The organism is Streptomyces sp. R-74717, from assembly GCF_047305335.1.
GTDB lineage: Bacteria > Actinomycetota > Actinomycetes > Streptomycetales > Streptomycetaceae > Streptomyces > Streptomyces atratus.
The window spans coordinates 6,631,816-6,657,704 of sequence record NZ_CP102361.1 but is presented as its reverse complement, the minus strand read 5'-3'; the positions used below and the strand labels follow the sequence as shown (position 1 = coordinate 6,657,704).

The following is a 25,889-nucleotide window of genomic DNA, read 5'->3' as shown; positions in this document are numbered from 1 at the left end:
CAGCGAATGCCTCAGTTCGTCGTTTCGGGCCGAGCCGCCTTCTGCCACGGGTATTCGGTATGCGGTCGCGGGTCCGGAGCCGTGATCGCCTGTGCCACATCATCGACCGGCCCACACCCCTGACCTTGCCGCTGTCCCTGGTCGCGCCCGTCGCCCTGCGGCTTCTCCTGCCCGCGGGCCGGCTCGTCCGGCTCCACCGTCCAGTGCCGCAGCGCCCCGGCCTCCACATCGATCTGCGCGTTCAGCGCGTCCAGATCGTCGTCGGCGAACTGTCGCGCCCGGTCCCGCGCGGCCCACCGCAGCGAATCCGCAGAGTGCGTGATCCGCTCCGTACGCTGCTTCAGTCCCGGCAGCAGCGAGGCAACCGTCGCCCGGTCGGGCTCGCGCTCCAGTTTCTTCAGCTCGTCGTCCAGCTCGCGCCCGTGCACACTCAACCGCTGGAAGAGGCCCAGTGACTCCGAGAGCGAGGCATCCTCGGCGGCTCCCGACTGCAACGCCTCCTGCGTGGCGCGCATGGATGTGCGCAGCGCGAGCCGCAGCTGTGCCAGCTCTCCGCCGACACCCGCCTGGCCATAGCTCTTTGCCCGCAGCGTGGTGTCCTCGACGGTGCGGCGCGCCTGGGTGATCGTACGGTCGACACCCCGCTTCGCCGCGCCGATGGCCTTGACGCCCAGGTACACGCCCAGAGCCATGAAGGCGAAAAAGAGCAACCCCAGAATCAGGATCACGGCTTCCATGAGCGCCCCTCGGATGTCGTTTCAGCTGCCGGGTGCCGGCCCCTCCACCGTAAACGGAAAGGGCAGGCCGAGGGTTCCTTCGGAACCCCCAACCTGCCCGTAGGGGAACGCCCCCACACCGCCGTACAGCAATCGGCGGCTACGCGACGACCGTCACGCGGGGACGATGAGCACCCCCGCGCGGGACGATCAGCGGCGTCACGCCGGAACGATATTGACCAGCTTCGGCGCGCGCACGATCACCTTGCGGATACCCGCGCCGTCCAGCGCCGCGACCACGGCCGGGTCGGCCAGGGCCAGTGCTTCCAGCTCCTCGTCCGCGATCGACGGGGAGATCTCCAGGCGTGCCTTGACCTTGCCCTTGACCTGCACGACGCAGGTCACGGTCTCGTCCACGACGTACGCCGGGTCGGCGACCGGGAAGTCCTGGTGCACGACCGACTCGGTGTGGCCCAGCCGGCGCCACAGCTCCTCCGCGATGTGCGGCGCCAGCGGCGCCACCAGCAGCACCAGCGACTCGGCGACACTCCGGGACAGCGGGCCGCCCGCCTTGGTCAGGTGGTTGTTCAGCTCGGTGACCTTGGCGATGGCCGTGTTGAAGCGCATCCCGGCCATGTCCTGGCCGACCCCGTCGATCGCCTTGTGCAGCGCTCGCAGCGTCTCCTCGCCCGGCTCCGTGTCGACGACGGTGACCTCACCGGTCTCCTCGTCCACGACGTTGCGCCACAGCCGCTGCAGCAGCCGGTACTGACCGACGACGGCACGCGTGTCCCACGGCCGCGACACGTCCAGGGGGCCCATCGCCATCTCGTACAGGCGCAGCGTGTCGGCACCGTACTCGGCGCAGATCTCGTCCGGCGTGACAGCGTTCTTCAGGGACTTGCCCATCTTGCCCAGGACGCGGCTGACCTTCTCGCCCTGGTAATAGAACTTTCCGTCCCGCTCCTCGACCTCGGCCGCCGGGACCGCGATGCCGCGGCTGTCCCGGTAGACGAACGCCTGGATCATGCCCTGGTTGTACAGCTTGTGGAACGGCTCGGCGGACGAGATGTGCCCCAGGTCGTGCAGCACCTTGGACCAGAAGCGGGCGTACAGCAGGTGCAGTACGGCGTGCTCGGCGCCGCCGACGTACAGGTCGACACCACCGGTCGGCTGCCCCTCGCGCGGGCCCATCCAGTACTGCTCGATCGCCGGGTCGACCAGCTGCCGGCCGTTGTTCGGGTCCAGGTAGCGCAGCTCGTACCAGCAGGAGCCGGCCCAGTTGGGCATGGTGTTGGTCTCGCGGCGGTACTTCTTCGGGCCGTTGCCGTCGCCCAGGTCCAGGGTGACGTTGACCCAGTCGGCGTTCCGGGACAGCGGAGTCTCGGGCTGGGTGTCGGCGTCCTCGGGGTCGAATGTGCGCGGCGAGTAGTCGTCGACCTCCGGCAGCTCCAGGGGCAGCATCGACTCGGGCAGCGGGTGGGCGATGCCGTCCTCGTCGTAGACGATCGGGAAGGGCTCGCCCCAGTAGCGCTGGCGGCTGAACAGCCAGTCGCGCAGCCGGAAGTTGACGGTGCCCTCACCCACGCCGTGCGCCTTCAGCCACTCGGTGATCTTCGCCTTGGCGTCGATGACGCCCAGACCGTCCAGCGAGATCTCGTCATTGGCGGAGTTGACCAGCTTCGCTTCGTACGAGGCGAAGGCGTCGTCCCACGTAGAGGGGTCCGTGCCGCGGTCGTCCGACGGCTCGACGACACAGCGCATCGGCAGCTCGAAGGCGCGCGCGAAGGCGAAGTCGCGTGCATCGTGCGCCGGTACGGCCATGATCGCGCCGGTGCCGTAACCCATCAGTACGTAGTCGGCGATGAAGACGGGCGCCTTCTCGCCACTGACCGGGTTCGTCGCGTACGCACCGGTGAAGACACCTGTCTTGTCCTTGGCCTCGGCCTGCCGCTCCACGTCGGACTTGGCGGCGGCCAGCTTGCGGTACGCGGTGACGGCCTCGGCCGGGGACGCGTGCCCGCCGGTCCACACCGGGTGGGTGCCCTCGGGCCAGGCGGCCGGAATGATCCGCTCGACCAGCTCGTGCTCGGGCGCCAGCACCATGTAGGTGGCACCGAACAGGGTGTCCTGGCGGGTGGTGAAGACGGTGATGTCGCCCGCACCGTCGACCGGGAAGTCGACGCGTGCGCCTTCGGAACGCCCGATCCAGTTGCGCTGCTGCAGCTTGATTGCCTCGGGCCAGTCCAGCCCGTCCAGGTCGTTCAGCAGCCGGTCGGCGTAGGCGGTGATGCGCATGTTCCACTGGCGCAGCTTGGCCTTGAAGACGGGGAAGTTGCCCCGCTCGGAGCGGCCGTCGGCCGTCACTTCTTCATTGGCCAGTACGGTGCCCAGGCCCGGCGACCAGTTGACCGGCGCGTCGGAGGCGTACGCCAGGCGGTACTCGCCCAGGACGTCCGCGCGCTCGGCGGCACTCAGCGCGCTCCAGTCACGGCCGTCCGGGGTGGGACGCGAACCGCTCTCGAACTGTGCGACCAGCTCGGCGATCGGGCGGGCCCGGTCGGCCTCGGTGTCGTACCAGGAGTTGAAGATCTGCAGGAAGATCCACTGCGTCCACTTGTAGTACTCGGACTCGATCGTGGCGAACGAGCGGCGCTTGTCGTGGCCCAGGCCCAGCCGGCGCAGCTGGGCGGTCATGTTCTCGATGTTGGCCTCGGTGGAGACCCGCGGGTGCGTGCCGGTCTGCACGGCGTACTGCTCCGCGGGCAGGCCGAAGGCGTCGAAGCCCAAGGTGTGCAGCACGTTGTGCCCGGTCATCCGCTGGTGGCGGGCGAAGACATCGGTGGCGATGTAGCCCAGCGGGTGACCGACGTGCAGGCCCGCACCCGAGGGGTACGGGAACATGTCCATGATGAACTTCTTCGGCTTGGCGGCCAGTTCCGGATTGCCCGCCAGGTCACCGGTCGGATTCGGCGCCTCGTACGTGCCCTCGGCGTCCCAGAAGTCCTGCCAGCGTGCCTCGATGTCGGCGGCCATCGCCGCCGTGTAGCGGTGCGGCGCAGCTGTCTCGGCTGCGGAATTCGTCTCGCTCATGATCCTCAAAGCTCCATCGATCGTCATCTGCCGGCGCCCACGTCTACGGACACGCGTCTACGGAAACGAAAAATCCCCTCGCACAGGAGGGGACGCCGCGCCGATTCCGACCAGGCATTCTCACCGGTCGGGACTGATCAGCGCGGCTCGCTAAGCAGAAGGCGTACGGCACGCATGGCGTCAGGGTACCGCACGGGCCCGGAACCGGTCCGGGCCCGGCCGGTCCGTGGACGGGACGGGGGAGCGACCGCACGACGGAACGTCCGGGAAGCAGGGGTTACTCCGCGTACCGTCCTGTACCGGGGCAACCGATCCAAGCCTGTACTGGCCGGTATGGAGCGACTTGGCATGCCGCAACGGGACCGCTTCGCCGAACCATACGCACAGCTCGCCGTCGCCGCCCGGATCGGCGCCCGCCGCTACGGGCACACCGGCCTGCCCGGCGAACCCGGCACCGTACTACTCACCCTCTCCGGAGCCGTCTCGCGCCCGATGGTCATCGAGGTCCCCACGGGTGTGCCACTGCGGTACGTGCTCCAGCTGGCCGACGCGCCGCCATTGCCGCAGGGCGTGCTGACCGGCGGCTATCACGGCAACTGGATCGACGCGATGGCCTCGCACGATGCCGTGGTGTCCCGGGAGTCCCTGGCCGCGGCAGGCGGCGCACTGGGAGCGGGGGCGATCCTGCCGATCGGGCCCGAGAGCTGCCCGCTCGGCGAGTCCCTGCGGGTGGCGAACTGGCTCGCCGCCGAGACCGCGGGCCAGTACGGTCCCTGCAAGCTGGGGCTGCCGGCCCGGCGGCCGGGCTGTCCGACGTGCTGAACGGCGGCGGGCCCGCGGCCCCGGAAGCGCTGCGCGAAGTGACCCGGGCAGTGAAGGGCCGGGGCGCATGCAAGCATCCGGACGGCTCGGCGCGCTTTCTGACCTCGACGCTGTCCGCCTTCACGGACGACCTGGCGGAACATGTCCTTGACGGCGGCTGCGGCCGCGAGACGCTCGGGGTTCTGCCCCTCCCCGCGCCCGGCCGACAGAGCCTGGAGGAGTCCATTCCGAGTGGCGGGCAGCTGGCGGTGGACTGGACGCTCTGCCAGGGCCACGGGCTCTGCGCGGACATCGTCCCTGAGTTGATCGGGCTGGGCCCCGACGGGTACCCGGCGCTCGCGGACGCAGCGGTTCCGATGCATCTGAGGGGGCGCGCACAGCGCACAGCGCGCAGTGCGCCGGTGTCCCGCGCTGGCGCTCCGCATCGAGCAGGAGGCGGAGGAACGCCCCGCGCCGCCTCCGGTCATAAGCAGGAAGGCCCTTGGCAGCGGCCGCAATTGACGTACATATGCGAGAAGCGGGTCACCCTTTAAGGATGACCCGCTTCTCATTTCTTCACTGTGGAGCTAAGGAGATTTGAACTCCTGACCCCCTGCATGCCATGCAGGTGCTCTACCAACTGAGCTATAGCCCCGTGCTGCGTGCCGCCCGATTCCTCGTGGCGACATCGAGAACATTACCGGTATCCCCGCCACTCCACCAAATCGTTTCCCGTCTGCACGGCTTTGACCGAGTTTGCGGCATCTTGGTCAAGTGATGACGAGGGGGTTCACGCGGTGGCGAAGGAGTAGAAGCGCTTGAGCGTGCAGTGCTCCTCCAGCAGCCGCCCGTAGATCGGCTCCCCCTCCAGTTCCCGGTAGGTCTCGATCGGGTCGCCCTTTATGATCAGCGCCCGCGCACACTCCTCGCACCAGTACTGGTACTCCGGATTGATCGGATCCATGTCCCTGACGATGGGCGTACCGCTGCCGCACCAGTCGCACTTCCGCCTGTGTGCACCCATGGGTCAGCTCCGGCTTTGGCCGCGGGAGGTACACACGCAGGAGACTCCGCCGTTCCCGCCGAGCACGTGGACCGCATGGGACGGATCACGAGCAGGACGGCCGACGCGGACACGGCATTCGGGGACAAGGAGCAGGTCCGGGACCTCGTCGCGGCTCGCAGGCATCGCGCGCTCCCTCCCGTTCGGTCCGTCGCCCCCTCCGGCGGTCCGATTCTGCCATGACGCCGCAAGGGGGGCAGCCCGCCGGACATCCGGCCGGTCACCGACGCCGTACGAGACCCACCGACGCGCCCGCGATCGCGGCCACCGACAGCGCGAGAGCGCATTCCCACAGGGCCTGCCCCGACCCCTGCACCCCTGACGCATCAAGGCGGTTGAGATAGAGCGTGCCGAATGTCGCGACGCCGATCAGCTGGCCGAGCTGGGTGACGGTCACCAATACACCGCTTGCATCAGCAGCATCCTCCGGACGTACGTTCGCCAACACCCCCGTAAGGGTGGGACTGAAGCCCAGCGCCATACCGCTGCCCACGATCGCGAAGGCCGCATACAGCCAGGGCCCGCCGTCGCCGCCGTCCCGCATCAGCAACCCAATGGCCACGGAGGCGACGGCCACCAGGGCGAACCCGCCCGGAACCAGGGACCTTTGGAGCCTCGCGAGCCACCGGCGCCAAATCAGCCCGATCGCACCGAATACCAGCGCGGTGGGTGCGAACATCAGCCCCGTGCGCAGCGCCGAGTAGCCAAGACCGCCCTGAACGTGCAGCGTCATCGCGAAGAGGAAGCCCGCGTTGATCGCCATCACCACAAGAATGCGCAGCGCCGCCCGCGCCATGCCGGGGATGCGCAGCACCCTGGGCGCGATCAGGGGCGCACCACCGCGCGCGGCCAGCCGTGACTCATAACCGACGAACCCGGCGAAGAAGCCCTTGGAGGCGATCAGGCAGACCCAGGACCAGACCGGCCAGTCCAACTCCTGCCCGAGCACCAGGGGGACGGTGAGCAGCGTGATGGTTGCGGCGAGCAGCACCAGCCCCGGCAGATCGAGTCCGCGGGCGCGCGACTGGGCCCTGGTGTCCCTCATACGCGGTTCGCCGGGCAGCACACGGATGCCGAGCACCAGCAGAACCAGCCCGATCAGCACATTCACCAGGAAGACCGGCCGCCAGCCCGCGCCGAACAGATCGGCGCTGACCAGCACCCCGCCGACCACCTGCCCGGCGGCCGCCCCGGTGGCGAGCACCGCGCTGTAGGCACCGAGCGCCCGGATCCGTGCCTCGCCGGCGAAGTGGCGCTGAATGAGGCTGAGCACCTGCGGAATCATCACCGCCGCACCCGCTCCCTGGATCAGCCGAAAGGCGATCAACTGCCCGGTTCCGGCGGCAAGTCCGCAGGCCAGCGAGGCGGCCGTGAAGACGGCGAGTCCGGCCAGATGAGCCCGGCCGTGTCCGAGCAGACCGCCGAGCCTGGCACCGGTGATGAGCAGCACGGCGTACGTGATGGTGCAGCCGGCCACGATGAGCTGCAACCCGGCTCCGGAGGCGCCGAGTTCACTGCGGATCGTCGGGGCGGCGACGTTGACGATGAAGATGTCGAGCAGTGCCATGAACTGAGCCGCGAGCACCAGGGCAAGCACTCTGCCGGGGCGTTTGTCAGTGGTGGCGTCTTGGGTTACGGAACGTGGAGTCGCCTCCGAGGCCGTCGTCATGGCATAGAGCCTGACCTCGGTCGAGTACGGGTAACGAGAGCCCGCTGATGCTGGTACTGACAGCACCTGGCAACTCCCGTGCGGGGAAAAGACGATGGGGGTGTGACAATGGTGACGGCACATCAGCAGGGGCAACACCGGCGGCGTCCGGAACTCGCGGCCTTTCTGCGCAACCGCCGGGCGCGGGTGACACCCGCCGATGTGGGCAAGGCGCCCGGGCTGCGCCGCCGCACCCCGGACCTGCGCCGCGAGGAGGTCGCACAGCTCTCCGGCGTCGGTGTCACCTGGTACACCTGGTTGGAACAGGGCCGTCCGATCAACGCCTCACCACAGGTCCTGGACGCCGTGGCGCGCACCCTGCGACTGGACGCGCCGGAGCGCGAACACCTCTACCACCTGGCGGAGGTGGCCTACGCCCCGGGCAGACAGACCGACGCGATAGAGGTGGGGCCCGAGATCCAGGGCATCATCGACGCACTCGATCCGCACCCCGCCGCGGTCTACAACACTCGGTACGACGTCCTGGCCACCAATCCCGCCTACCGCAACCTGTTCGGCGTCCCCGAAATGGCGGGAACGGGCATACGCAATGCGCTGTGGACGCTGTTCACGGTGACCGAGGATGCCTGCCCCGTCGTCCACCGGGCCCGGGAACTGCCGATCATGGTGGCGACGCTGCGGGGAGCCTACGGACGCCATACGGGCGAGCCCTGGGAATCGTTCGTCGAACAGCTCTCGGCCGCCAGCCCGTACTTCGCCGAACTGTGGCGCAGCGGGGATGTCGCCCCGCCGGGACCGCGGGTGAAGACCTTCCGGCACTGGGCGGCGACCGACGAGATACGGATGACCTCGGTGTCGCTGTCCGTCAACGGGCTGCCTGAGTGCCGGATCGTGGCCTACACCCCGGCCGACGAGGAGAGCGGCGAGCAGGTGGCGGCGCTGCGGCGGCGCCGGGAGGCGTGACCGGACGCACGGTCAGGGCGTCGGGCGGCCGGAAGAAACCCCGGGCCGGGCAGTCGGGGAAACGCAAAGATCCCGCCCCCTGGTGGGGACGGGATCTTGATTGTGGAGCTAAGGAGAATTGAACTCCTGACCCCCTGCATGCCATGCAGGTGCTCTACCAACTGAGCTATAGCCCCGCTGCTCGCCGTATTTCCCTGCGTTTCCGCGCTGCGAACAAGAAGAACTTTAGCCTGTGACCAGCCAGAAAGTGAAATCCGGCCGACGCCGCCCGGAGGTGGCCTCCGAGCGCCGTCCGGGCCCGCCCCGCAGGCAGGCCCATGGCACCCCCAGGCCCCGGCGCTCCTACGTGTCGTCGCCGAGCACCGGCTCCGGCAGCGTGCCGGCATTGTGCTCCAGCAGGCGCCAGCCCCGCGCGCCCTCGCCCAGCACCGACCAGCAGCAGTTGGAGAGCCCGCCGAGCCCTTCCCAGTGGTGCGCCTCCAGACCCAGCAGTCGACCGATGGTGGTGCGGATGGTGCCGCCGTGGCTGACCACTACGAGCGTGCCACTGTCGGGCAGCTTTTCGGCGTGTCCGAGTACGACCGGGGCGGCCCGGTCGGCGACCTCGGTCTCCAGCTCACCGCCGCCGCGGCGCACGGGCTCGCCGCGCTTCCATGCGGCGTACTGCTCGCCGTACAGCTCCACGATCTCCTCGTGGGTGAGGCCCTGCCAGGCGCCCGCGTAGGTCTCGCGCAGTCCCGCGTCGTGCGCTACTTCGAGGCCGGTGATCGCGGCGAGCTCGGCGGCCGTGGCCGCCGCCCGCCGCAGATCGGAGGCGACGATCGCAGCCGGCTTCAGCGAGGCGAGCAGCCGGGCGGCCCGCTGGGCCTGCCCGACGCCGGCCTCGGTGAGTGCGATGTCCGTGGAGCCCTGGAACCGACGCTCCAGATTCCAAGCCGTCTGGCCGTGTCGCCAGAGGACGATCCTGCGGCCCCTGCCGCTTCCGCTGCCGTTCAGCTCTGCTCACCTTCCGTGCTGCCGGTGAGCTGGGCGTGCTCCGCGGCCTTGCCTCGGGTCTTGACGGCGTCCTCGGGGAGCGCGATCTCGGGGCAGTCCTTCCAGAGGCGCTCCAGCGCGTAGAAGACCCGCTCCTCGCTGTGCTGGACATGGATGACGATGTCGACGTAGTCGAGGAGGATCCAGCGCGCGTCGCGGTCGCCCTCACGGCGTACCGGCTTGGCGCCGAGTTCCTTCTGGAGCCGCTCCTCGATCTCGTCGACGATCGACTTGACCTGGCGGTCGTTGGGGGCCGAAGCCAGCAGGAAGGCGTCTGTGATCGACAGCACGTCGCTGACGTCGTACGCGATGATGTCGTGCGCGAGCCGGTCGGCGGCCGCCTGAGCGGCGGCGTTGATGAGCTCGATGGAGCGGTCCGTGGCGGTCACAAGCAGGCTTTCGTCGGCGGTCAGATCAACCTCTAGGGTCTCACGGACCGCCGACAGCCCACGCAGCGAACGTTCGAAGATCGAATCGCCATCATCCGGGCGGTGCGGTCCCGGTCATTTGATCTCGTAGTCCTGGCCGAGCACGACGGACACATCCGCGTTCGCGGCGGGCTTGCCCTGCTTCAGCGCGCTCGTCGGCAGACCCAGGGTCTTGGCGACCTGCGTCGCCTTGCCCTTGTCCGCCGCGGTCTTGTAGACGACCTCGGACAGCGCCGCGGTCTCGGCCGTTCCGCCGCCGACGAAGGCATAGCCGCCGTTGACCAGCTTGATCCGGGCGGACTCCGCGCCGTCCTTGTCACCGGAGGCGTTCTTGATCCCGACCCGCACCGCCGCACCGGCGTCCGGAGCCTTCACCGTGCCGCCCAGGATGTCCTTGACGACACTCTCGGTGGCCGCGTCGGTGAGGGTGCCGTCGGCCTGCACCGGCAGCAGTGCCGTCTTGTAGTCGCCGCCCTTGGCGTGCTGGGCGAGCTTCGCCAGCGAGGCACCCAGATCCTTCTCGGGGAGCGACGGGTCGAGGATCTGCGCCATCGTCTGCACGGTGACCGTGGCGGCCTTCGGGTCGCCCGAGATCTTCCGCAGAACGCCCCGCATGACCTCCCCGAAGCGCATGAGCTGCTTCGCCTCGGCCTCACCCGGTGCCCGGTAGGTGGCGTATGCAACGGCCATCTGGCCGCTCAGGGTCTGCGCCTCACCCTTCCTCACCAGAGGGGAAGCGCCCTTCTTCGTGTCGGGCACTTCGATGTCGGTGTCGACCTCGATGGTGCCGACCAGATCGACGAGTGTCTCCAGATAGGGGGTGTCGAGCCGCCACGTGCCGCTGATCTTGGTGCCGAGCAGTGTGTCGATGGAATCGCGGGTGCCCGTGGTGCCGTCGTCCTCGACGGACTTGCCGAGGGTGGTCGTGGCGCCCTCGTCGTCGGCGACCGCGAGGGAGTTGGGGAGCAGGACCGTGGTCCCCTGTTTGGTCGTCACATTGTCGACGAGCAGCGCCGTGGAGGTGCCACCCTTCTTGGTGTCGTGCAGATGGAGCACGATGACGTCCCGCTGCTGCGGGCCCGTCGATGCGGTGTTGTCCTTCTCCGAGCCGGAGAGGCCGGGGATCTTGTCGGCGGACCAGAGGTAGCCGACACCGCCGACCACCACCAGAACCACCACGACTATCAGCGCGACCATGCGGTTGCGGCCGCGACGCCGTGCCTCTTCGCGCCGCTCGCTGCGGCTCTCGGTGAACTTCAGCCAGTCGATGACGTCTTCGGAGTCCTCGTCGGGCTCCTCGATGAAGGAGAACTGCTCTGTGCGGTAGTCGCGGTCGGCTCGGCGCTGCCCGGGGACAGCCGGTTCCGGGTCGGCCTCGAAGTCGGGCTCGGGCTCCTGCCGGGCCGGCGCGGGTGGGGGCGGGGACGGCTGTGCGGCGGCCTGCTGCGGGATGTTCCACTGCTGGGTGGTGTCGACCGCGGCGGGCTGCCGGCCGGTGTCGTAGCCATAGCCGTCGTAGCCGCCGTATGCCTGCTGTTGAGGCTGCTGGGGGGCGGCGTACGGGTCGTACGGCTGCGGCTGCACGGGCTGCGGCTGCTGAGGCTGCTGAGGCTGCTGAGGCTGCTGAGGCTGCTGAGGCTGCTGAGGCTGCTGAGGCTGAGCGTACGGGTCGTATCCGTACCCCTGGTCGGCCTGATGCGGCTCCTGCTGGGACTGCTGAGGCGCATACGGGTCGTACGACTGCTGTCCGGGCTGCTGATACACCGGCTGCCCGTACTCGTCGTAGCCGATGATCTGCGGCTGCTGGTAGTACGGGTCGTACGGGTTCTGTCGGTCGTTCACCGGTGCCCCTCTGCGTGGCTCATTCACCGCGGTACAGCTGGCGCTTGTCGATGTAGCGGACCACACCGTCCGGCACCAAGTACCAGACCGGCTCCCCCTGCGCGACCCTCTCACGGCAGTCCGTGGACGAGATCGCGAGCGCGGGCACCTCCACGAGGGAGACCCCGCCCTCCGGCAGTCCGGGGTCCGCGAGCACATGCCCCGGCCGCGTCACACCGATGAAGTGGGAAAGGGAGAACAGTTCGTCGGCGTCCCGCCAGGTGAGGATCTGGGAGAGCGCGTCGGCGCCGGTGATGAAGAAGAGGTCCGCGTCGCCATGGATCGCGCGCAGGTCCCGCAGCGTATCGATGGTGTACGTCGGCCCGCTGCGGTCGATGTCGCTCCGGCTGACCGAGAACTGCGGGTTGGACGCCGTCGCGATGACCGTCATCAGATAGCGGTCCTCGGCCGGGGAGACGTGCTTGTGACTCTTCTGCCACGGCTGCCCGGTCGGCACGAAGATCACCTCGTCGAGGTGGAACTGGGCGGCCACTTCACTGGCCGCCACCAGGTGTCCATGATGAATCGGGTCAAACGTCCCGCCCATCACGCCGATTCGGCGCTTTCCGCGACCGGTAGGCACTTCCTGCTCTCCCATGCGTGCAGAGCCTACTGGCACAGCTGTACGCCTTCGCCTCAGCGGTCGCGGTTGAAGCGAGTGGTGATCCACAGCAGGAGGAGCAGCACGACGAACGCACCGCCCCCGGTGAGATACGGGCTGAGGCTTTCGTGGTTGCCACCGTGCTCGCCGCCCTCGGCGGCGAGAGTGACCAGCTGGTGCGCGGTGCTCGTGAGGCTCATCTTCGGCAGGACCTATCGATCGGGAGTCGGAAGGAAGACGTCGCGCACATCGTATGCGGGCGCCCCGGGCACGCTCACGCCGACTCAGTCGTTGTTGTCGTCGTTGCGGTATCCGCGGAGCAGGAACCAGCCGAGCAGGACAGCTCCGACGAGTGAGGCGAGCAGCACGATGCGGAGTGTGTTGCCAGGCCCCTGATCCTCGGATGCGGCGGCGAGCAGAGCAACGGTATGCGGCATGTCGGGCGTCTCCTCAGTTATCCACAGCCCCCCGCACACCGTAGCCCCAGCACCTACGCTGGGATTTGTCAGGGGGCGAGCGACGTCTCGTACGAACAGGGGGCCCATTCATGACCGAACGCAGCCACGAGAGCCACGAGAACGTGCCGAGCAGGCAGCGCAGGCGTTTCGCAGGGATCTCGTCCCGGGCCTACGAACACCCGGCGGACCGCTCGGCCCTGGTGGCCCTGCGCAAGCTGAGCGGTTTCGACACCGTGTTCAAGACCCTGAGCGGTCTGCTGCCCGAGCGCAGCCTGCGGCTGCTCTTCCTCTCCGACTCCGTCCGGGTGAGCGACGCGCAGTTCGTCCACCTCAACGACATGCTGCGGGACGCCTGTTACGTCCTGGACCTGGAAAAGGTCCCGCCGATGTACGTCAACCAGGACCCGCAGCCCAATGCCATGTGTATCGGTCTCGACGAGCCGATCATCGTGGTGACGACGGGGCTGGTGGAGCTGCTCGACGAGGAGGAGATGCGGGCCGTCATCGGCCACGAGGTGGGACACGCCCTCTCCGGCCACGCCGTGTACCGCACGATTCTGCTGTTCCTCACCAATATCGCGTTGAAGGTCGCCTGGATCCCGCTCGGCAATGTCGCGATCATGGCGATCGTGACGGCACTGCGCGAGTGGTTCCGCAAGTCGGAGCTGTCGGCAGACCGGGCGGGACTGCTGGTCGGACAGGATCTGCAGGCATCGATGCGCGGCCTGATGAAGATCGCGGGCGGCAATCATCTGCACGAGATGAATGTGGACGCCTTCCTCGCCCAGGCCGACGAGTACGAGAAGGGCGGCGATCTGCGCGACTCAGTGCTCAAGATCCTCAATCTGCTGCCTCGCTCGCACCCCTTCACCACGGTGCGCGCGGCCGAGCTGAAGAAGTGGTCCGAGACGCGCGACTACCAGCGGATCATGGACGGCCACTACCCGCGGCGCGACGAGGACAAGGACACCTCGGTGACGGACTCCTTCCGGGAGTCCGCGGCGCACTACGCGGACACGGTGCGCACCAGCAAGGATCCGCTGATGAAGCTGGTCGGCGACATAGCGGGGGGCGCCGGAGACCTGGGCGGCAAGCTCCGCGACAAGTTCACCGGTCAAGGGGGCGGGGGCGCAGCCGGCAAGGGCGGCGCTAAGGACGGCTCTGCGGAGCCCCAGGAGCCCCGGAACCCTGATGAGCCCGGGGCTGCTGGGAGCTGACCGTCAGCGTCCCGCAGAGCGCCGCAGTGGGCCGGTCCGTCGCGTACGGGTCGGTACCCGCGGGGCCGCGGGAGACGGCGTGCTGCCCGGCGAGCAGCGGCCGCAACGCACCAGTGGTGTCCGCCGGGCACGCCTGCGGTCCGGCCTGTACGTAACTGGTGCGCAGTTCCAGCCGGTGCAGCCGCAGGTCTTCCCGGTCGAAGCGGAAGTGCAGCTCGCGCCGTACGGTGAAGAGCGAGGCGCCGCCTGCCCGTTGGGGCCCTGAGACCGCCGGGCGGAGCGTGTATGTGAAGGTGTGGTCCGACACCACCTCCAGGGTGTCGGACCCCGCCTCCGTGTAGTTCAGGGTGCCCCGGACCCGTATGTCCGGAGCGGCCAGTGCCACCTTCGCCGGGTCGAAGCGCACCAGCCAGCCGGTAGAGGCATGCTGTCCGTCGTCGTCCGGTCGGCTCATGCTGCGGTCGAACTGGGCCATCTGGTCCGGGTCGAGCAGCAGTTCCACCGGCCGCACCGCGTTTCCGGTGAGGACGTCGGGGTCGAGCGATGACGCCACCAGGTAGTCCTTGACCGTGGTCAGGGCCGTCGCGACCTGGCTGTCCGAGAAGTTGCCCGTCCCTCGGATCGCCGGCAGATTGATGCCTGCGGCACCTGTTTCGAACTGTGCGGCTGGGCTCTTGGCGAGGAGGTCGGCGGCGGTTCCGCCGGGTACGGCACCCTGGGGAGCCAGGGGGACGACGGTCGACCTCAGAGGTTCGGCCCTTCTGCCGACGGGCGCCTGGTAGGGGTGGCGGAAGCCCATGTACACGGCCGTTGCGAAGGCCAGGGCGATCAGGAGGACCAGGGCGATGGCTGCCTTGGAGCCGGCGCGGAAGCCCCGGGCCGGGAGGCTGCGTACGGCACGGGCGTGGTCCCCCATGCGTTCTTGGGCGGAGAATTCCTTCAGCCGGGCAGCACGCACAAACGACTCGTCGAAGACGAGTGACCGGTACTCGTCTTCACCGCCGCCCGGCGTGCTCTCGGGCGGACCTTCTGGTGGTTCTCCGCGGTCTGCCATGACTTCTCCCGACTCCACGTCACCGACCGGGGCCGAAACGCTTCGCTCTGCGTCGGCCGGATGGCTTCGGACAGGGCCTGCCCGTCATGAGTTCGTATGACGTCGCATGACTACGCATGTACGGACGAGTGAGAAGCCCCCTCGGAGAGAGGGGTCACACCTTCAGGGTAGGTCGTTTACGACCGGGGTAAACGCCCAGCCGCGAGAGAACCGCCCGAGAGCTGCCCCGGGCCCCCGGCCGACCGCCTTCAGGACGGGCGCGGGACTGCTGAGACCGTGGAACGGGGGTAGCCGGCCGAGGCCGGCGGGACGGCGCTGGGGACGGGGCCGGGTGCACTGTCCACGCCGGTGGTGGCGGGCGGCGGGGCGGGGTCCTGGCGGTTGCCCGAGGTGTTGCGGTAGACGGCGCTGAAGGCCAGCGCGACCATTCCGATGCCCATCAGGACAGCGAGCAGCCAGGCCACCGGCCGGTGCCAGCGCGCCGCACCCCGGTAGGGGCGCAGGGCACCGCCGTGGCGCCCGTAGGGGCCGCTGCCGTACGCGTCGCCGTCATCGGGGTCCGGCGGGTCGCCGTAGGCGCTCCCGCGGCCGTATGCGCCGCCCGGCCCGTATCCCTCGTCATAGAGCTCGTCGTCCGGCGGACCGCCGCCCGCCCGCGCCCGGGACGCCTCGGCCTCGGCGCGCGCCTGCGCAGCCGCGAGCAGTCGCTCCACGGCGGTGGGTTCATGGATCTCGGCAGCCCGTACGAAGTCCTCGTCGAATACCACGGAGGCGAAGTCCTCGTCCGCGCCCCCGCGGTCGTCGTCGGGCTCCCAGCCGTCCGGGAACGGCCTGCCCCCCACGTCGTCCGGCACGGCTCCAGACTAGCCCCGCCGGGTCGTTCTGGGCAGGGAGCCCGCAACATTCACCGCACCCGGACGGTCACCGCACGTGGCCGTCGCCCGTGACGATGTACTTCGTCGAGGTCAGCTCCGGCAGGCCCATCGGGCCCCTGGCATGCAGCTTCTGCGTGGAGATGCCGATCTCGGCTCCGAAGCCGAACTGACCGCCGTCGGTGAAGCGCGTCGACGCGTTCACGGCCACCGTCGTGGAGTCCACCAACTGGGTGAAGCGGCGGGCCGCGGCCTGGGAGGTGGTCACGATCGCCTCGGTGTGACCGGAGGACCAGAGCCGGATGTGCGCGACGGCCGCGTCCAGCGACTCCACGACGGCCGCGGCGATGTCGTACGAGAGGTACTCGGTCTCCCAGTCCTCCGGCGTCGCCGCCACCACGGTGGCCTTGGACCCTTCGGCGTATTCGAGGACCCGCTCGTCGCCGTGCACCGTCACCCCGGCACCGGCCAGCGCGTCCAGTGCCCGGGGCAGGAAGTCCGCGGCGATGTCCTTGTGGACCAGGAGCGTCTCGGCGGCGTTGCAGACGCTCGGGCGCTGCGCCTTGGAGTTGATCAGGATGTCGACGGCCATGTCGAGGTCGGTCTGCGCGTCCACATACACATGACAGTTGCCAGTGCCGGTCTCGATGACCGGAACGGTGGATTCCTCGACCACTGTGCGGATCAGCGAGGCGCCGCCGCGCGGGATGAGGACGTCGACGAGGCCGCGCGCCCGCATGAGTTCCCGTACCGAGTCACGGTTCTCGCCCGGCACCAGCTGCACGGCGTCGGCCGGGAGACCGGAGCCGCCGACCGCATCGCGCAGCACCCGTACGAGCGCGACATTGGAGGCGTACGCGGAGGACGAGCCGCGCAGCAGGACGGCGTTGCCCGATTTCAGGCAGAGGGCAGCGGCGTCGACCGTCACATTGGGCCGGGCCTCGTAGATGATCCCGACCACGCCGAGCGGCACCCGGACCTGTCGCAGGTCGATGCCGTTGGGCAGGGTCGAGCCGCGGACGACTTCGCCGACCGGGTCGGGCAGCGCCGCGACGTCCCGCACATCGGCGGCGATGGCACGGATCCGTTCCGGGGTGAGGGTGAGCCGGTCGACGATCGACTCACTGGTCCCGGCCTCACGGGCGCGGGCGACGTCCTCGGCGTTGGCCGCGACGATCTCGCCCGTCCGCACTTCCAGCGCGTCCGCGATCGCCAGCAGCGCGTCGTCCTTCGCCGCGCGCGGCAGTGGTGCGATGTCGGCGGCGGCGGAGCGTGCCCGGTAGGCGGCCTGGGCGACCGGGGACATGTTGTCGTACGGCGAGAGCGTGGTCATGCCCGCAGAGTAGTGCGCACACTGCGGGCATCCTTCACGTATCCCGTGATGCGAGACAACTGCCCCGGGGGCCGCCGCCGCGCTCAGTACGGGTGCACGCCGACCGGGGCGGCCGGGGGCGGCCCGTATCCCTCGGCGACGCGCTGGTGGTACGTCTCCCGGTCGATGACTTCCAGGCCGACGATCTCCCAGGGCGGAAGCCCGGCGGTGGAGCGGTGTTCCCCCCACAGCCGCAGCGCGACGGCCGCCGCATCGTGCAGATCACGGGCCTCTTCCCAGTAGCGGATCTCTGCGTGGTCGTTGGCGTACCGGCTGGTCAGCAGGAAGGGATGGTCGTGCGCGAGCTGTTCGAGACCGCGTCTGACCTCCTTCAGCGGAATCGCTGCGCCCGAGACACTGAGCGTGATGTGCCAGAGTCTCGACGGGGTGCGTTCCTCCTTCGCCACCGTCGGCTCGGGCCCGGTGGTCCGGTCGTCCCTGCGGTCCGTGGACCGGCTCTCGTCGAAGCCGACACCGGCTCCGACACTGGTCAGGGCCCGGCCACCCGTTCCTCGGGGCGGCGCCCCCGGGCGCGCTCGTCTCACCGGCGGCCTCCTGTGAATGCGTTTGCTGTGCTGTACCCCGCTGTGCCCCCGCTACAAAGTTGACCAGTCCGCGGCCGACGATGGGGCGCTTTTCGTGAAGGTCCCTGCCCCGAGGCTGGACTTTCAGCCGTTTCAGGGGGTCTGTCAGGGGTGCAGGACGACGAGATCGTCCCTGTGTACGACCTCGCGCTCATATGCTGGACCAAGTTCACGCGCCAGGTCGCGGGTGGATCGGCCGAGCAACTGCGGAATCTCCTTGGCGTCGAAGTTGACGAGTCCGCGGGCCACGGGACGGCCTTCGAGGTCGCGCAGTTCCACCGGGTCGCCCGCGGTGAACTCGCCCTCGATCGCGGCGATTCCTGCGGGCAACAGCGAGCTGTGCCGCTCGACGACCGCCTGTACGGCCCCGTCGTCGAGGGTCAGCGAGCCCTGCGGGGTGGAGGCGTGGGCGAGCCAGAGGAGCCGGTCCGCCGAGCGGCGTCCGGTGCGATGGAAATACGTACCGGTGTCGCGTCCGGCCAGCGCGTCGGCGGCCCGGCTCGCGGAGGTGAGGACGACCGGGACTCCGGCGGCCGTGGCGATCCGGGCAGCCTCGACCTTGGTGACCATGCCGCCGGTGCCGACGCCTGCCTTCCCCGCACTGCCGATGGTGACACCCGCGAGATCCTCGGGGCCGGCCACTTCGGCGACCCGCGCGGTGCCCGGGGTGCTGGGGTCGCCGTCGTAGAGGCCGTCCACGTCCGAGAGGAGGACCAGCAGATCCGCGCGGACGAGATGGGCGACGAGCGCGGCGAGCCGGTCGTTGTCGCCGAACCGGATCTCGTCGGTGGCGACGGTGTCGTTCTCGTTGACGATCGGGAGCGCACCCATGTCCAGGAGCTGGTCGAGGGTGCGGTAGGCGTTGCGGTAGTGGGCGCGGCGGCTGGTGTCGTTGCTGGTGAGCAGCACCTGGCCGACGCGTACGCCGTAACGCGCGAAGGAGGCGGTGTAGCGGGCGACCAGCAGTCCTTGTCCGACGCTGGCCGCGGCCTGCTGTCTGGCCAGGTCCTTGGGCCTGCGGTGCAGCCCGAGCGGGGCGAGCCCGGCCGCGATGGCGCCGCTGGAGACGAGCACGATCTCGCGCTCCCCGCCGCTCCTCACCTTGGCGAGTACGTCGACGAGCGCGTCGACGCGGTCCGCGTCGAGGCCGCCCGCCGCGGTGGTGAGGGATGAGGAACCGACCTTGACCACGATCCTGCGGGCCTCTGTGACGCCCTGCCTTGCCCCTGACACGTACATCCCCAATGATTCGGCTCCGCCCGGTCCTGGCAATCTACGCGAGCGGCCGGGCGGCACGTCCGCCCGTTCCGCAGCGTGGGATGCGCGGGCCGCGCCGCCGCGCATCCCGTACGCGGCTCAGCGTGCGCGCAGCTGCTCGCGGAAGGAGACGCAGTCTTCGTAGCGGGGCAGCAGCCCCTGCCGCTCGGCCTCGGCGAGCGTCGGCGCCTGCTCGTCCTTGGGGGAGAGCAACGGCTCGATGTCCTCGGGCCAGGCGATGGCCAGTTCGGGATCGAGCGGATTGATGCCGTGCTCCCGCTCGGGCGCGTACCCCTCTGAGCAGAGGTAGACCACGGTCGCGTCGTCGCTCAGGGCGAAGAAGCCGTGGCCGAGGCCCTCCGAGAGATAGACCGCGTGGTGGTTCCGGTCGTCGAGGCGGACGATCTCCCACTGCTTGTAGGTCGGGGAACCGACCCTGATGTCGACGATGACGTCCAGGACGGCGCCGCGTACGCACTTGACGTACTTGGCCTGGCTGGGTGGCACATCGGCGAAGTGGAGACCGCGCAAGGTCCCTCGGCGGGACACGGAGCAGTTCGCCTGGACCAGGCTGAGGTCCTGGTCCGTGGCCGCACGGAAATCCGCGCCGCGGAACCACTCGTGGAAGCTGCCGCGATCGTCGGGGAACACCTTCGGCTCGTGGACCCAGGCGCCTTCGATGGACAGAGGTCGCATGCTGTTCTGCTTTCTCACTGCAAGGTGATGCCGGTTGTTGTGGTCGGCTGCGGAGCCCAGGGGCTACTTGAACAGGGTCCGCTTGATACGTCCGGCCACGCGCCGCACCAGGGACCTCTTCGGCGCGGGAGCGGTGGGCTTCTTGGCCGCCGCGGTCGTGGACATCGTTGCGTCGGCGGCAACGGCGATGGCGACCGGAAGCTTGGCCCAGCGCGGCTTTCCGCGTCGGGCGGATGGCAGGCCGATCTCGATGTTCCAGACACGTCCGGTGCCCAGCCCGTCCGGGAGGTGTGCGGAGAGGACCGCCGCGGTGGGGCCGGCCGTGAGAGTCGCGACGGTCTCGGCAGTGCTCCCGCCGGACAGGGTCTTGAAACGCAGCCTGGCGCTCTCGGTACCGACGGTGCCGTTCATCGCGAGGGGGACGGGAAGTTCGATCCGGCCGTCGGCCAGGACAGTGTCCTTCGGGGTGAGGCTCTTGAGGTCCCGGTCGAACCGGCTGGTGGCAAGGTCCACGTCGAGGGAGAGGTTGCCGTGCGGCTCGGTCCAGTACGGCAGGACCAGCCGTCGGGGCTCACCGCTCAGGGCACCGCGTCGGCCGGTCTCCACGTTCTCGGCACGGGCCGATCCGAGGCGGGTCTCCTTGGTCCAGCCGCAGGAGCTGATCCGGATCAGGACGTCCCAGATGCCGTCGCCCAGCGGTGCACCGTTGGCCGCGGACTCCGGGTCGATCGTCCCCTCGGCCCGAAGCACCAGCCGGAACGTGGTCCCGTCGTCGGAGGGGATGCGCTCACGGGTGAACTCGACCGGCTGGAAGAACTCCGCGGCGGTGGTCCTTTCCCGTACGACCAGATCGACCCTGGCCTTGGCGGCGGTCGCGAGAGGACTGGCGCCGAGACTCACGACGGCGTCCAGGGTGTCCTGCGCCAGCGGCAGGTTCAGCAGGTCCTTCTCGCCCTCGGTCCGGAAGGTCATCGGTTCGCCGTCGGTCTGGTACTCGGCGGTGAAGGCTGCCCCGAGCCGCCCGGCGTCCCACTTCAGGGACTCCAGGAAGCCGGTGGGCTTGATCCCGGCCTCCCAGCGGGCCAGTTCCTCGATGTCGGCGAGGCGGTCGGCCACGACGAGCGCGGCGACGATCTGCTGGGTGGGCTGCATCCCCCGCGCGACACCGGGTCCGAACCGTTCGGTGACGACGCCCCGGATCTCGGTGTACAACTCCTGGCGGTAGTCCTCCGGCAAGTCCAGCAGACGCTTGCCGCGAAGGCGCTCGACCATCTCATTGCGCAGCCAGCGGCGGAACATGCTGTCGCGGAGCGTGCCAGGCTCTGTGTACTTCTCGACGATGTCGAGGGCTTCCCGGAGGTTGTTGTAGTAGCCGACCGGGTCGAAGCGCTGGAAACCGGCGTTCGAGGCGTCCTCACGCTTGATGTGGTAGTAGCACAGGTAGTCGCTGAGAACCGCGATGTTGGAGGCCAGAAGGTACGTCTCGACCACGAAGACGTGGTCCTCCAGACGCCGACGGCCCTCGCGGAAGCTGATGTTGTTGCTCTCCAGGAATTCCTTGCGGAACATCTTGTGCGGCGTGAGGCTGGTCATGAGCGGGGCGCTGGAGACGTCGGCGCGCGGACGGTTCACGCGGAAGAGATCCACCGGCACCGGACGGCCCTTGCCGGCCATCTTGCCGATGACGACGTCGGCCTCGTTCTCGACGCCGTAGTTGTACATGCGCTCCAGGGCCTCGTCACCCAGCCAGTCGTCGTTGTCGACGTACATGACGAACTCGCCCTTGGCCGCGGCGGTGCCGACATTGCGGGGCTTGCCCGACCAGCCCGAGGATTCCTGGTGGATGACGTGCATGTGCGGGTACGTGGCGGCGATCTCGTCCAACCGCGCCGGAGTGGCGTCGGTGGAGCCGTCGTCGACGAAGATGGCCTCGTACTCGTCGTCCGGGAGGCTCTGCCGAAGCAGTGAGGCGATGCAGTCCTCGATGTACTCACCCGGGTTGTACACCGGGATGACGACGCTGACCTTGACGGACATGCAGTTAGCCCCAATAAGAGAGGAATACCCCGGCGTCTCATCGCCCTGGGAATATGTACGCATCAGATTATCGCGAGCACGCGGGAACGGCCCGACACGATATCGGGCCTCTCCCTCCTCGTCCGGCGCCCTCGGCTCAGCCGGTCAGCGCCTCAATCCGGCGACGCAGAGGCGCGTAGGCCGAGCGCGGGCGGCGCAGGTTGCGGGCGCGGATCAGCGAGGGCCAGAAGTCGGCTTCGAGCAGCCTCTCGGCCTGTACGGCGTTCTTGCGTACCAGCAGCTCGTCGGGGACGTCCTGCGGGTCGGGTACGACGTATTCCTCGATGATCTTGTCGTACGCGTTCTTCAGCACCGCGCTGTCCGGGTCGGCGCCGAAGACCAGCACGATACCGGTGGGCTGGGTGTCGACCTCGATCACCGTCAGGTCGGGGCGAAAGCGTCGCAGCACGGTAGCCACCTTGTAGACGTCTCCCGTCCAGGCGTCGGTGTGCCGGTCGCGGGCCGCCTCGTCGACATTGCGCGGCAGCATGTCGTCCAGCACGATCACGCTCGACCAGCGGGCGTGCTTCTCGACGTTCATGAAGTCGCGCAGGGCGTACTCGAAGAGGTGCATGCCGTCGATGAAGGCGAGCTCCAGCTTCGGATCCCCGCCGAGCACATTGAGGGGATCGCGGCGGGCGAGGGCGCGGAACGGGTTGCGGCCGTTGCGCAGGTGCAGCAGCGGGTCCTTGCGGGCGAAGAAGCCGTCGCTCGTCGCCTTGACCAGGTGGACGTCGCAGCTGATGTCCGTCACCACGCGGAAGGCGGGGTCGACGGCGACGGAGGGCACTCGCGAGAGGGCCAGGCTCCTGCCGTCGTTGACCCCGATCTCCAAATAGTTCCGAGGCCGGTAGACGCGGTGCAATTGACGCAGAAAGTCATGGCGGTTCACGTGGAGCAGCCCTTCGGAGGAAACCAACTGGTCTGGTCCCCGGCGAAGTTACCCCATGACCGCACTGTGATGTAAGCGTTCTCCCCTATGTAAACCTTCGTTGTTCACATCTTTGGAATTCAAGGAACTTGACCACCGATACGATCATTTGACGATCATGACCGCTCTGCTGCGACGAGTGTCGGGAATGCCTCTTCCAGTGCCGCCCGCCAGTCCCGGATCGGTTCGATCCCGGCCACTGCCCAGCGGTCGTGTCCCAGCACGCTGAAAGCGGGACGGGGAGCCGGCCGCACGAAGGCCTCGCTGGTGGTGGGGCGGACGCGCGCAGGGTCGGTGCCGAGCAGCCGGAAGATCTCCCGGGTGAAGCCGAACCAGGTCGTCTCGCCGCCGCTGGTGCCGTGGTAGACACCCGCGGGGGCGGTGCCCGCGAGGGCGGCCTGTCCGAGCCTGACCAGCCGGTCGGCCAGATCGACGGTCCAGGTGGGCTGTCCGCGCTGGTCGTCCACCACGTCGAGGGTCTCCTTGATGCCCTCCAGCTTGATCATCGTACGGACGAAGTTGCCGCCGCCCGCGCCGTACAGCCAGGCGGTACGGACCACGTAACCGGTGTCCGGCAGGGTGTCGAGCACGGTCTGCTCGCCGGCCAGTTTGGTGCGGCCGTAGGCGCTGCGCGGTCCGGTGGGGCCGTCCTCGGCGTACGGCTTCTCGCCGTCCCCGGCGAAGACGTAGTCGGTCGAGACCTGGAGGAGGACGGCACCGCGTTCACGGCAGGCCGCGGCAAGGACCTCGGGGCCTGCGCCGTTGACCCGCAGCGCGGCGTCCTCCTGGGACTCGGCGTCGTCGACAGCGGTCCAGGCGGCGCAGTTCACCACGACGGCGGGTCGGTGCTCGTCGAAGCCGGCGCGCACCGATCCGGGGTCCGCAATGTCCATGGCCGCGCGGTCCGCGGCGACCGCGGTGATGTCCTCACGGGCGAGCCGGGCCAGGACGTCCTGACCCAGCATCCCGGCGGCTCCGGTGACCAGCCAGACGGCGCTCACAGCGCGGCCCGGTCCTTGAGCGGCTCCCACCAGGCGCGGTTGTCGCGGTACCACTGCACGGTCTCGGCGAGGCCGGTGCGGAAGTCCTTGCGGGGCTCGTAACCGAGCTCCTCGCGGATCTTGGTGCAGTCGACCGAGTAGCGGCGGTCGTGGCCCTTGCGGTCCTCGACGTAGGTGACGCTGGTGTCCCAGTCGGCCCCGCAGGCGTCCAGCAGCAGACCGGTCAGCTCCTTGTTGGAGAGCTCGGTGCCGCCGCCGATGTTGTAGACCTCACCGGGCCGGCCCTTCGTACGGACCAGTTCGATGCCCTGGACGTGGTCGTCGATGTGCAGCCAGTCGCGGACGTTGGCGCCGTCGCCGTACAGCGGGACCGTCTTGCCGTCCAGCAGGTTGGTGACGAACAGCGGGATGACCTTCTCGGGGAAGTGGTGGTGTCCGTAGTTGTTGGAGCAGCGGGTCACCCGCACGTCGAGGCCGTGGGTGCGGTGGTACGAGAGCGCGATCAGGTCGCTGGACGCCTTGGCCGCGGAGTACGGCGAGTTGGGCGCGAGCGGGTCGGTCTCGGGCCAGGAGCCCTCGTCGATCGAGCCGTAGACCTCGTCGGTGGAGATGTGCACGAAGGTCTTGATGCCGGCCAGGTGCGCGGCGTGGATCAGGGTGTGGGTGCCCACGACGTTCGTACGGACGAATTCGGCGCCGCCGTCGATGGAGCGGTCCACATGGGATTCGGCGGCGAAGTGCACCACCTGGTCGTGCTCGGCCATCAGCTTGGAGACCAGCTCGGGATCACAGATGTCGCCCTGTACGAACCTGAAACCGGGGTGGTCGCGCACCTCGTCGAGGTTGGCCGGGTTGCCCGCGTAGGTGAGCTTGTCGAGCACGGTCACGGCGATGTCGCCGGGACCCTCGGGGCCGAGCACCGTACGGACATAGTGCGAGCCGATGAAACCGGCGCCGCCGGTCACCAGGATGTTGGTGGTCATGAAGAGATCTGCACCTTGCTGTGGTCGCCGAGTACGAGTCGGTGGGCGGACGGGGAACGGGGCGCGGGAGTCACCTCGACGTCACGGCCGATGAGCGACGCCTCCACTCGGCGGACACCGGCGATGGAGGCGCCCCGCAGAACGATGGAGTACTCGATCTCGCTGTCTTCGATCCGGCAGTCCTCCGAGACCGAGGTGAACGGGCCCACGTACGCGCCGCGGATCACCGACCGGGCGCCGATGATCACGGGCCCGACGATGCGGCTGCCGCTGACCTTGGCGCCCGGCTCGATCCGCACCCGGCCGATGATCTCGCTGTCCTCGTCGACCTCGGCCTCCTCGTGGGACGGCTCGATGGTCTCCAGCACGGTCCGGTTGACCTCCAGCATGTCGGTGACATTGCCGGTGTCCTTCCAGTACCCGCGGATCGTGGTGGAGCGCACGTCGCGCTTCTGGTCGATCAGCCACTGGATGGCGTGCGTGATCTCCAACTCGCCCCGCCAGGACGGCTCGATCGAGCGGACGGCCTCGTGGATGGCGGGGGTGAAAAGGTAGACACCGACGAGCGCCAGATCACTCTTGGGCTCCTTCGGCTTCTCCTCCAGGGACGCCACCCGGCCGTCGGCGTCGAGCTCCGCGACACCGAAGGAGGTCGGGTTGGGCACCTGGGTCAGCAGGATCTGCGCATCGGGCTTGTCGGTGCGGAACTCCTCCACCAGACCGGTGATCCCGCCGACGATGAAGTTGTCACCGAGGTACATGACGAAGTCGTCGTCCGCCAGGAAGTCGCGGGCGATCAGCACCGCGTGGGCGAGGCCGAGCGGCTCGTCCTGCGGGATGTACGTGACCTCGATGCCGAGCTGGGAACCGTCGCCGACCGCCTCGCGGATCTCCTGGGCGGTGTCACCCACGATGATGCCGACCTCGGTGATACCCGCTTCCGCGATGGCTTCCAGGCCGTAGAACAGCACGGGCTTGTTCGCCACGGGCACCAGTTGCTTGGCCGAGGTGTGTGTGATGGGACGCAGGCGGGTGCCGGCCCCTCCGGATAGTACGAGAGCCTTCACGTGGCCAGTCCCCATGGTTGAGATATCGGTCGCGGCTGCGACCTGCTGTGCAACTTTACTGAGAATTGCTG

The 25,889-nt window shown here is 68.9% G+C and carries 23 protein-coding genes, 2 tRNA genes and 1 pseudogene; 3 read left to right on the top strand and 23 right to left on the bottom strand.

The genetic code is table 11. From position 1 onward, the window contains the following. Positions 1 to 11: 11 nt before the first annotated feature. Both NRF20_RS30495 and leuS read right to left on the bottom strand, forming a co-directional pair. Positions 12 to 737 (bottom strand): hypothetical protein, encoded by a 726-nt coding sequence (locus tag NRF20_RS30495; RefSeq protein WP_413753673.1) that lies wholly within the window; start codon positions 735 to 737, stop codon positions 12 to 14. 198 nt (positions 738 to 935) lie between these two features. Further along, positions 936 to 3,809, bottom strand: a complete 2,874-nt coding sequence (gene leuS / locus NRF20_RS30490) for a leucine--tRNA ligase (RefSeq protein WP_413753672.1) — start codon at positions 3,807 to 3,809, stop codon at positions 936 to 938. A 369-nt stretch (positions 3,810 to 4,178) separates the two neighbouring features. Here leuS and NRF20_RS30485 point away from each other — a divergent pair. Then, positions 4,179 to 5,132 (top strand): annotated as a pseudogene (locus NRF20_RS30485) (ferredoxin); the annotation flags it as partial. A 60-nt stretch (positions 5,133 to 5,192) separates the two neighbouring features. Here the strand turns inward: NRF20_RS30485 and NRF20_RS30480 are convergent. The 3 genes from NRF20_RS30480 to NRF20_RS30470 form a co-directional block, all read right to left on the bottom strand. Beyond that, positions 5,193 to 5,265 (bottom strand) — tRNA-Ala (locus NRF20_RS30480). 135 nt (positions 5,266 to 5,400) lie between these two features. Further along, on the bottom strand, positions 5,401 to 5,634 hold the full coding sequence (locus NRF20_RS30475) for a hypothetical protein (protein WP_015608461.1): 234 nt from the start codon (positions 5,632 to 5,634) through the stop codon (positions 5,401 to 5,403). Between the two features lie 259 nt (positions 5,635 to 5,893). Continuing rightward, entirely contained in the window at positions 5,894 to 7,342 is a 1,449-nt protein-coding gene (locus NRF20_RS30470; protein WP_413753671.1) for an MFS transporter, read from the bottom strand. A 108-nt stretch (positions 7,343 to 7,450) separates the two neighbouring features. Between NRF20_RS30470 and NRF20_RS30465 the strand changes: the two genes are divergently transcribed. Next, positions 7,451 to 8,305 carry a helix-turn-helix transcriptional regulator gene (locus tag NRF20_RS30465; RefSeq protein WP_413754623.1) on the top strand — a complete coding sequence of 285 codons (855 nt, stop codon included), beginning with the start codon at positions 7,451 to 7,453 and terminating at the stop codon, positions 8,303 to 8,305. A 103-nt stretch (positions 8,306 to 8,408) separates the two neighbouring features. Here the strand turns inward: NRF20_RS30465 and NRF20_RS30460 are convergent. From NRF20_RS30460 to NRF20_RS30430, 7 genes are all read right to left on the bottom strand, one after another. After that, positions 8,409 to 8,481, bottom strand: a tRNA-Ala gene (locus NRF20_RS30460). 166 nt (positions 8,482 to 8,647) lie between these two features. After that, positions 8,648 to 9,301, bottom strand: coding sequence for a histidine phosphatase family protein (locus NRF20_RS30455; RefSeq protein ID WP_398628953.1), 654 nt, complete (start codon positions 9,299 to 9,301; stop codon positions 8,648 to 8,650). Continuing rightward, positions 9,298 to 9,729 carry a ribosome silencing factor gene (rsfS, locus tag NRF20_RS30450; RefSeq protein WP_266361561.1) on the bottom strand — a complete coding sequence of 144 codons (432 nt, stop codon included), beginning with the start codon at positions 9,727 to 9,729 and terminating at the stop codon, positions 9,298 to 9,300. The genes NRF20_RS30455 and rsfS overlap by 4 nt, the downstream gene beginning before the upstream one ends. A 114-nt stretch (positions 9,730 to 9,843) precedes the next feature. Continuing rightward, on the bottom strand, positions 9,844 to 11,610 hold the full coding sequence (locus NRF20_RS30445; protein WP_413753670.1) for a LytR C-terminal domain-containing protein: 1,767 nt from the start codon (positions 11,608 to 11,610) through the stop codon (positions 9,844 to 9,846). Between the two features lie 19 nt (positions 11,611 to 11,629). Next, complete coding sequence (gene nadD, locus NRF20_RS30440; protein ID WP_093897071.1) at positions 11,630 to 12,247, bottom strand: nicotinate-nucleotide adenylyltransferase; 618 nt, start codon at positions 12,245 to 12,247, stop codon at positions 11,630 to 11,632. A gap of 38 nt (positions 12,248 to 12,285) precedes the next feature. Then, complete coding sequence (locus NRF20_RS30435) at positions 12,286 to 12,450, bottom strand: hypothetical protein (protein ID WP_093897070.1); 165 nt, start codon at positions 12,448 to 12,450, stop codon at positions 12,286 to 12,288. Positions 12,451 to 12,534: 84 nt separating this feature from the next. Then, positions 12,535 to 12,687: a hypothetical protein gene (locus NRF20_RS30430; RefSeq protein ID WP_176740246.1), complete on the bottom strand. Its 153-nt coding sequence runs from the start codon at positions 12,685 to 12,687 to the stop codon at positions 12,535 to 12,537. A gap of 110 nt (positions 12,688 to 12,797) precedes the next feature. Here NRF20_RS30430 and NRF20_RS30425 point away from each other — a divergent pair, with 110 nt between their 5' ends. Continuing rightward, positions 12,798 to 13,925: a M48 family metallopeptidase gene (locus NRF20_RS30425; protein ID WP_398628702.1), complete on the top strand. Its 1,128-nt coding sequence runs from the start codon at positions 12,798 to 12,800 to the stop codon at positions 13,923 to 13,925. Here the strand turns inward: NRF20_RS30425 and NRF20_RS30420 are convergent. The 11 genes from NRF20_RS30420 to NRF20_RS30370 all read right to left on the bottom strand — a co-directional run bounded on the left by NRF20_RS30420 (position 13,858) and on the right by NRF20_RS30370 (position 25,818). After that, the gene (locus NRF20_RS30420; RefSeq protein ID WP_266361558.1) at positions 13,858 to 14,979 is read right to left on the bottom strand and encodes a hypothetical protein; all 1,122 of its coding nucleotides are present in this window, start codon (positions 14,977 to 14,979) and stop codon (positions 13,858 to 13,860) included. The two genes, NRF20_RS30425 and NRF20_RS30420, sit on opposite strands and share 68 nt — an antisense overlap. Positions 14,980 to 15,227: 248 nt before the next feature. Continuing rightward, complete coding sequence (locus tag NRF20_RS30415) at positions 15,228 to 15,833, bottom strand: hypothetical protein (RefSeq protein WP_413753669.1); 606 nt, start codon at positions 15,831 to 15,833, stop codon at positions 15,228 to 15,230. 67 nt (positions 15,834 to 15,900) lie between these two features. After that, the gene (locus tag NRF20_RS30410; protein ID WP_383070360.1) at positions 15,901 to 17,184 is read right to left on the bottom strand and encodes a glutamate-5-semialdehyde dehydrogenase; all 1,284 of its coding nucleotides are present in this window, start codon (positions 17,182 to 17,184) and stop codon (positions 15,901 to 15,903) included. Positions 17,185 to 17,267: 83 nt separating this feature from the next. Then, a complete protein-coding gene (locus NRF20_RS30405; protein ID WP_413753668.1) occupies positions 17,268 to 17,768 on the bottom strand; it encodes a hypothetical protein in 501 nt (166 codons plus the stop codon). A gap of 144 nt (positions 17,769 to 17,912) precedes the next feature. After that, positions 17,913 to 18,998: a glutamate 5-kinase gene (gene proB, locus NRF20_RS30400; RefSeq protein ID WP_398628954.1), complete on the bottom strand. Its 1,086-nt coding sequence runs from the start codon at positions 18,996 to 18,998 to the stop codon at positions 17,913 to 17,915. Positions 18,999 to 19,163: 165 nt separating this feature from the next. After that, entirely contained in the window at positions 19,164 to 19,760 is a 597-nt protein-coding gene (rfbC, locus tag NRF20_RS30395; protein ID WP_266361554.1) for a dTDP-4-dehydrorhamnose 3,5-epimerase, read from the bottom strand. A gap of 63 nt (positions 19,761 to 19,823) precedes the next feature. Beyond that, entirely contained in the window at positions 19,824 to 21,797 is a 1,974-nt protein-coding gene (locus NRF20_RS30390; RefSeq protein ID WP_413753667.1) for a glycosyltransferase family 2 protein, read from the bottom strand. 136 nt (positions 21,798 to 21,933) lie between these two features. Further along, positions 21,934 to 22,728: a class I SAM-dependent methyltransferase gene (locus NRF20_RS30385; protein WP_398628706.1), complete on the bottom strand. Its 795-nt coding sequence runs from the start codon at positions 22,726 to 22,728 to the stop codon at positions 21,934 to 21,936. Between the two features lie 155 nt (positions 22,729 to 22,883). Beyond that, on the bottom strand, positions 22,884 to 23,768 hold the full coding sequence (rfbD, locus tag NRF20_RS30380) for a dTDP-4-dehydrorhamnose reductase (RefSeq protein WP_398628707.1): 885 nt from the start codon (positions 23,766 to 23,768) through the stop codon (positions 22,884 to 22,886). Further along, positions 23,765 to 24,751 (bottom strand): dTDP-glucose 4,6-dehydratase, encoded by a 987-nt coding sequence (gene rfbB, locus NRF20_RS30375; RefSeq protein WP_114244465.1) that lies wholly within the window; start codon positions 24,749 to 24,751, stop codon positions 23,765 to 23,767. The genes rfbD and rfbB overlap by 4 nt, the downstream gene beginning before the upstream one ends. Beyond that, positions 24,748 to 25,818 (bottom strand): glucose-1-phosphate thymidylyltransferase, encoded by a 1,071-nt coding sequence (locus NRF20_RS30370; protein ID WP_266365607.1) that lies wholly within the window; start codon positions 25,816 to 25,818, stop codon positions 24,748 to 24,750. The genes rfbB and NRF20_RS30370 overlap by 4 nt, the downstream gene beginning before the upstream one ends. Positions 25,819 to 25,889 lie beyond the last annotated feature (71 nt).